This window comes from Williamsia sp. z71 (assembly GCF_059553375.1).
On record NZ_JCANWX010000001.1, the window covers coordinates 884180 to 889357 of the forward strand.

Here is a 5178-nt window from a genome sequence, read left to right on the forward strand (position 1 = left end):
TCTACACCAGATCCGGCTAACAACAAGGTCCGACAGAACGACAAACAGGCGACATCACTCACGGTGAATCCGGAGTGGAAGGGAGTATCAACATGACCAACCCATTCGACGACGAGGACGGCCGTTTCTTCGTGCTCGTCAACGACGAGAACCAGCATTCGCTGTGGCCGACCTTCGCCGAGATCCCGGCAGGCTGGAACAAGGTCTTCGGCGAGGATTCGCGGGCTGCCTGCCTCGAATACGTCGAGCAGAACTGGACCGACCTGCGGCCGAAGAGCCTGATCGACGCGATGAACGCGGACCAGGCGAACAAGGACTGACAAGCGCAGGCGAGGAGGACCGTCCGACGGGCGGTCCTCCTCGTTCAGCCCCGCGCCGCAGCCGCCCGACGGTAGGCGCGAAGTGCGGGATAGGCGAAGACCACCAGCACACCGACGGCCCAGATGAGGGTCTTGATGAGGTTTTCCGCGACCGGGCCCCCGATGGCCAACGCGCGCATCGTTTCGATCGCGCACGTCATCGGCTGATTCTGGACCAGTGGCCGGAGCACCTCCGGGTAGGCCTCGACCGGCGAGAACCCCGAATTGAAGAACATCAGCAGGCTGGTGCACAGCGACATGATGGGCACCAGGGGAGCGTTCGACGCCGACATCGCCACTGTGAGAACGATGGTCGAGTACGCCGCACCGTAGAGAAGTGCCACCGCGAAGATCCCGATGGCCGGGAGCAGCCCTTCATCGAAACGCCAGCCGATGAGCATTCCGGCTGTCGTGATCACGAGCGTGCCGACGAGGATCCGCAGCATCTCCACGGTGATCCGCGACGTCAGATCGGCCCCACGGTGCACCGGCATGACGTAGAGCCGGGTCAGCAAGCCCGTGCGGCGTTCACTGATCAGACGGGTCCCGACCGCCAGCGAACCGAACATCGCCCCGACGAGCACCACCAATGGAACCGTGCCGTACGCACTGTTCTCCCCGGTCGCGCCGCCGATCGCATCTCCGAGCACCACCTTGAACATGACCATGCTCAGCAACGGGAAGAGCAGGCTCTGCATCAGCGTCAGCCGGTCCCGGGTGACGACTCGGAGCTGTCGTCCGAAAAGGATCTTCGAGTGCGTCAGATAGGCGCGCAGGCCGCGCTCATCAGTGGCCCGGGCGGGCGGGAATCGCGTCGCGCCCGTGGTGGACCCCCCGCCGGTCCTGTCCGGATGTTCCGTTGCGGTTTGTTCTGCCGCCTCCGCCGCGGCCCGGGCCGCCGCGATCTGAGCGAGGTCCAGCCGGACCGTGGGGGCCTGCTGCATCGCCGGGGTCAACTCCGCCGGGTCGGGAGAGTTCCGGTCGGTGAGCCGGGTCAGCGGGCGCCCGGTCTGTTCGGGCTCCGGATGTCTGGCCGCGGCGTGTTCGGAGGCCCAGTCGGCCGCCGCGGCCCCGGGCGAAAGCAGGGTCCACGGGCCGACAAGAGCCTGATGTGAGCCGGTCTGGCCGCCATCGGCGCGGTCCCGTTCTGGCCGGGGGAAACCGGTTGCGGGGCCGTCTGCGGTTCGGGCCCGGCGCGGTGAGGAACTCGACCCGCCGGTGTCGCTGCGCCACCAATGCTGCTGGGGGGCGCCGTCATCGCCTCTGTGTCTGCTCATCGCCGGCTGCTCCGGATCGTCAGGACGGCTCCGGCGGCCAGGCCTGCCGCGGTGATGCCTGCGGCCCAGCAGATGGACGGCAGCGCCAGATCCCACGACACGTCGCCCGCATCGAATCCACGCATCAGTTCGGTGAACTGTGAGATCGGCTGATTGCGCGCAAAAGGCTGGATCCACTCGGGAAAGCGTTCTTCGGGCACGAACCCCGTCGAGAGCATGCCGAGGATCAACTGGGGCAGGGCCAGTGCCTGGCTGGTGGCCGCCGGATTCTTCGAGACGGCGCCGATCGTGTCGGCGCCGAAGGCGAGAATCACGCCGACGACCATCGCGACCCCGATGAATCCGATGAAGTCGACGATCCCGGCGGTGGGCCTCCACCCGATCACCAATCCCGAGATGAGCGCCCACATCAGTGAGATGACCAACAGCACGACATTCGAGGTCAATCGGGCCAATGGCGGGACAAAGGTGTTCACCGGCATGCTGCGCAGCCGGTTGGTCAGGCCCGTGCTGCCGTCATTCGCCGCACGCATCGCGGCCGACGTCGCCACGAAGCCCACCGACTGCAGGCAGATGACCGGCATGAGGAACTGCGCGTAGTCCATCCCGGGGTACCCATCCATGATGGTCCGCAGCGGGATGTAGAAGCACAGCGTCAGCAGCACGGGCGCGGTGATGGACAGATAGAACTCGCCCTGCCGCTTCATGCCGATGATGGAACGTTGGGTCAGGGCCAGCCACTGACGGCCGGGCCTGACCGAGGGACGGCGACCGCCGGCCGAGATCGCCACCCGTGCGGTGCTGGTCACTGTCATGCCTGCTCCGTGCCGTCGGCCGGGCCTTCCGTCAGCTTGAGGAACACGTCGTCCAGTGACGGTCGTCGCAAGCCCACGTCGGTGAGTTCTATTCCGGCGGAATCGGTCAGACGTACGACATCGACCAGCGTCTGCGTCGACCGCACCGCGGGCAGGGTCAGCGCATTGCGGTTCGGGTCGATCCGTATCTCGTCGGCAGGCACCAGTTCGGTCAGCAACGTCTTGATCCGGGCGAGGTCGTCGGGGTTGCGCGTGACCACTTCACAGAACGTTCCACTGACCTGTTCCTTGAGCTCTGCCGCGGTGCCCTCGGCGATGACGCGGCCCTTGTCGATCACGACGATCCGGTCGCTGAGCAGGTCTGCCTCCTCGAGGTACTGGGTGGTCAGCAGCGTGGTGATACCCAGGTCGCGCAGCGAGGTCACGATGTTCCAGACATCCTGACGGCTGCGCGGATCGAGTCCGGTCGTGGGCTCGTCGAGGAAGACGACCTCGGGCCGCACCACCAGACCGCACGCGATGTCGATGCGTCGGCGCATGCCGCCGGAGAACTTCCCGACACGTCGCGAGGCGGCGTCGACGAGGTCGAAGGCGTCGAGGAGTTCGGCAGCGCGCTGCGCGGCCTCGGTTTTGCTCAGACCCATCAATTTGCCGAACAGTACGAGGTTCTCGCGGCCGGTCAAGGACTCGTCCAGAGCCGCGAACTGGCCCGTGAGCATGATCGAGGCGCGTACGGCGGCCCGATCCCGGACGACGTCGTAGCCGGCGATGCGCGCAGTGCCCTCGTCCGGTGTGAGCAAGGTCGCGAGCATGTTGACCGTCGTCGTCTTCCCGGCGCCGTTGGGACCCAGCAGTCCGAGCACCGTGCCGGTGGGCACCTCGAAGCTGACCCCGTCGACGGCCGTGAAGTCGCCGAAACGCTTCACGAGCCCATCTGCGACGACGCCGTACGTGGTCCCGGCGGGCGACACCTCGAACTCACCCGACCGGCTCGTTCGGGCAACACCACCGTGCTTGGCCTGCATTTGGATCCCGTCGTCGTATTGGTCACGCGGCGACGCGATCGCCCATTCTGACGTTATCGAACGTATCGCAAAATCCGGTGGTAACGCCAAGCGGCCATCTGGCGATATCCTTCCTCGGAAAAGGAAAAATTTCCTTTTCACATGGTAAAAGCTTGCATATGGATGGTTTAGCGACGTCATTATGGGGAATATCCCAGGGGCGCAGCCGAAATGTCGTGCGATAGTCGCAGTCGATTAGCAGGTCGCGAAAGGGGTGGGCGTTGTGGCAACACAATCCCGATGTGATGGCAACGAGATGTATCCCGCGGTTGGTGTGCAGACCCTCCGGGGTCGGCGTGATCCCCGGCCCCTGACCGACCTGCTTGCCGCCGCGGCCGATGCCGCTCCCGACCGGCCCGCAGTGACCGGAAATGGCTTCACGGTGACGTTCGCGGACCTGCGGGCCCGCGCCCAGGGCGCTGCGGTCGCCATGACCGGTTCACCCCGCATCGACGACTCCGCTCTCACCGTCGCGGTGATGACCAGCGTTCCCGGGCTCGCCGTTTCCGGCCCGGGCGCCCTGGACGAGACGTTGCGGGCGATCCGACTCCGGGCTCTGATGGTCCTCGCGGAATCCTGAACAGCGCCGGACCCTCCGCTGTGTGACCCCCCCGCGCCTGATGTGGGCGGGACTGCTGTTCGTGCACGCGAAACCCTCCGGGAACACTGATCCGGCCGACTCCGGATCACCGCGTTCGTTCGTCGCGGTGACCACGAAGGACGGCTGAATGTGACATGTTCCACATTTCAGTGAGGTAACGGGTTCGTCCGAAACCTTCCCTTATGACCTGTGTCCTGTGACCATGGGCACTTCAGGCCCCTCAAGTCGCCGGCGGGCCAGGTTTGGAGTGCATGATGGCTACCTCAGCAGTTCGGTCCCACGACCAGGTCGCGGACCATACTTCTGCCTCGATCGAACTGCCCGATGCGGTGGCCCGGATCGCGGCCGCAACACCTGATCGCATCGTCGCCCGTCACCGTGGGCGTGCTCTCACCTACCGCGACCTCGATGCCGCGATCAGGCTGATGATGCCGGTGATCCGCGGTCAGCGAATGGACGACCGGTCCGCAGTGGTGGCCGGGATCTTCGCCGGGTTGCCCGCACTGGGTGGCGAGCCCGATCCGGCAGCGGTGGCAGCGGTCGTCGACGGCGCCGTCAGCGGGATATCCGTCGACATGGTCGATCTGCACACCATCACGCCCGTTGCGCCGCTGAACGGCGCCGGGACGAACGAGATCGATCTGCGCGTCATCGCCAGCCGGTTGTCCGGCGCCTGACCGGCCCTCCCGGTCTCCGCCGTGAGTTCTACGGTGGGTCGCTTTCGTCCGCTGTGCCGTCTCCCGGCGGCCCCACACCCCTCGGCGACGGGTTCGGTTCGTCCCTGAGTGGCTGCCACTGTGCCGGTCCCGAGTCGGCTCCCGGTGGCCGGCGTGGGACCCCGCCGACGATTTCCCTCTCTAACTACCCGTTATGAATCTCTATTCAGAGGTTTAGGGTATTGAATAAACCTCTTGAACAGCTGAAATGCAGAATGGGCAGCGCCGTGGGCGCTGCAATCGGCAGAAGCATGTAGGCTGTCTTCTTTGTGTCCCGAGGCGAGCATTCCGTTCGAGATTGGAGCGAGTGGGTTTGAGTGCTGGCCCCTCCGACGAATCAGTGAAT

General features: G+C 65.6%; 7 protein-coding genes. 4 read left to right on the plus strand and 3 right to left on the minus strand.

Annotation, left to right across the window (positions count from 1 at the left end):
- Positions 1–92: 92 nt before the first annotated feature.
- On the plus strand, positions 93–320 hold the full coding sequence (locus AC51GR_RS03720; protein ID WP_482135440.1) for an MbtH family protein: 228 nt from the start codon (positions 93–95) through the stop codon (positions 318–320).
- Positions 321–364: 44 nt separating this feature from the next.
- On the opposite strand, the gene AC51GR_RS03725 is transcribed toward AC51GR_RS03720, so the two are convergent.
- From AC51GR_RS03725 to AC51GR_RS03735, 3 genes are read right to left on the minus strand one after another with little or no spacing between them, the layout of a single operon-like run.
- A complete protein-coding gene (locus tag AC51GR_RS03725; protein WP_496323277.1) occupies positions 365–1636 on the minus strand; it encodes an ABC transporter permease in 1272 nt (423 codons plus the stop codon).
- Complete coding sequence (locus tag AC51GR_RS03730; RefSeq protein ID WP_496323278.1) at positions 1633–2451, minus strand: ABC transporter permease; 819 nt, start codon at positions 2449–2451, stop codon at positions 1633–1635. Before AC51GR_RS03730 ends, AC51GR_RS03725 begins: the two co-directional genes overlap by 4 nt.
- The gene (locus tag AC51GR_RS03735) at positions 2448–3476 is read right to left on the minus strand and encodes an ATP-binding cassette domain-containing protein (RefSeq protein ID WP_496323279.1); all 1029 of its coding nucleotides are present in this window, start codon (positions 3474–3476) and stop codon (positions 2448–2450) included. The genes AC51GR_RS03730 and AC51GR_RS03735 overlap by 4 nt, the downstream gene beginning before the upstream one ends.
- A 262-nt stretch (positions 3477–3738) precedes the next feature.
- On the opposite strand from AC51GR_RS03735, the gene AC51GR_RS03740 reads away from it, so the two are divergent.
- The 3 genes from AC51GR_RS03740 to AC51GR_RS03750 all read left to right on the plus strand — a co-directional run bounded on the left by AC51GR_RS03740 (position 3739) and on the right by AC51GR_RS03750 (position 4793).
- The gene (locus AC51GR_RS03740) at positions 3739–4095 is read left to right on the plus strand and encodes a hypothetical protein (RefSeq protein ID WP_496323280.1); all 357 of its coding nucleotides are present in this window, start codon (positions 3739–3741) and stop codon (positions 4093–4095) included.
- Positions 4096–4117: 22 nt separating this feature from the next.
- Positions 4118–4243, plus strand: a complete 126-nt coding sequence (locus AC51GR_RS03745) for a hypothetical protein (RefSeq protein WP_496323281.1) — start codon at positions 4118–4120, stop codon at positions 4241–4243.
- Positions 4244–4370: 127 nt separating this feature from the next.
- Complete coding sequence (locus AC51GR_RS03750) at positions 4371–4793, plus strand: hypothetical protein (RefSeq protein ID WP_496323282.1); 423 nt, start codon at positions 4371–4373, stop codon at positions 4791–4793.
- The last annotated feature ends 385 nt before the right edge of the window (positions 4794–5178 follow it).

Bases quoted from the DNA above. Each gene is read 5' to 3' on its own strand.
- AC51GR_RS03730 (WP_496323278.1), bottom strand. From the start codon at position 2,451: ATGACAGTGACCAGCACCGCACGGGTGGCGATCTCGGCCGGCGGTCGC.
- AC51GR_RS03720 (WP_482135440.1), top strand. From the start codon at position 93: ATGACCAACCCATTCGACGACGAGGACGGCCGTTTCTTCGTGCTCGTC.
- AC51GR_RS03735 (WP_496323279.1), bottom strand. From the start codon at position 3,476: ATGCAGGCCAAGCACGGTGGTGTTGCCCGAACGAGCCGGTCGGGTGAG.
- AC51GR_RS03750 (WP_496323282.1), top strand. From the start codon at position 4,371: ATGGCTACCTCAGCAGTTCGGTCCCACGACCAGGTCGCGGACCATACT.
- AC51GR_RS03725 (WP_496323277.1), bottom strand. From the start codon at position 1,636: ATGAGCAGACACAGAGGCGATGACGGCGCCCCCCAGCAGCATTGGTGG.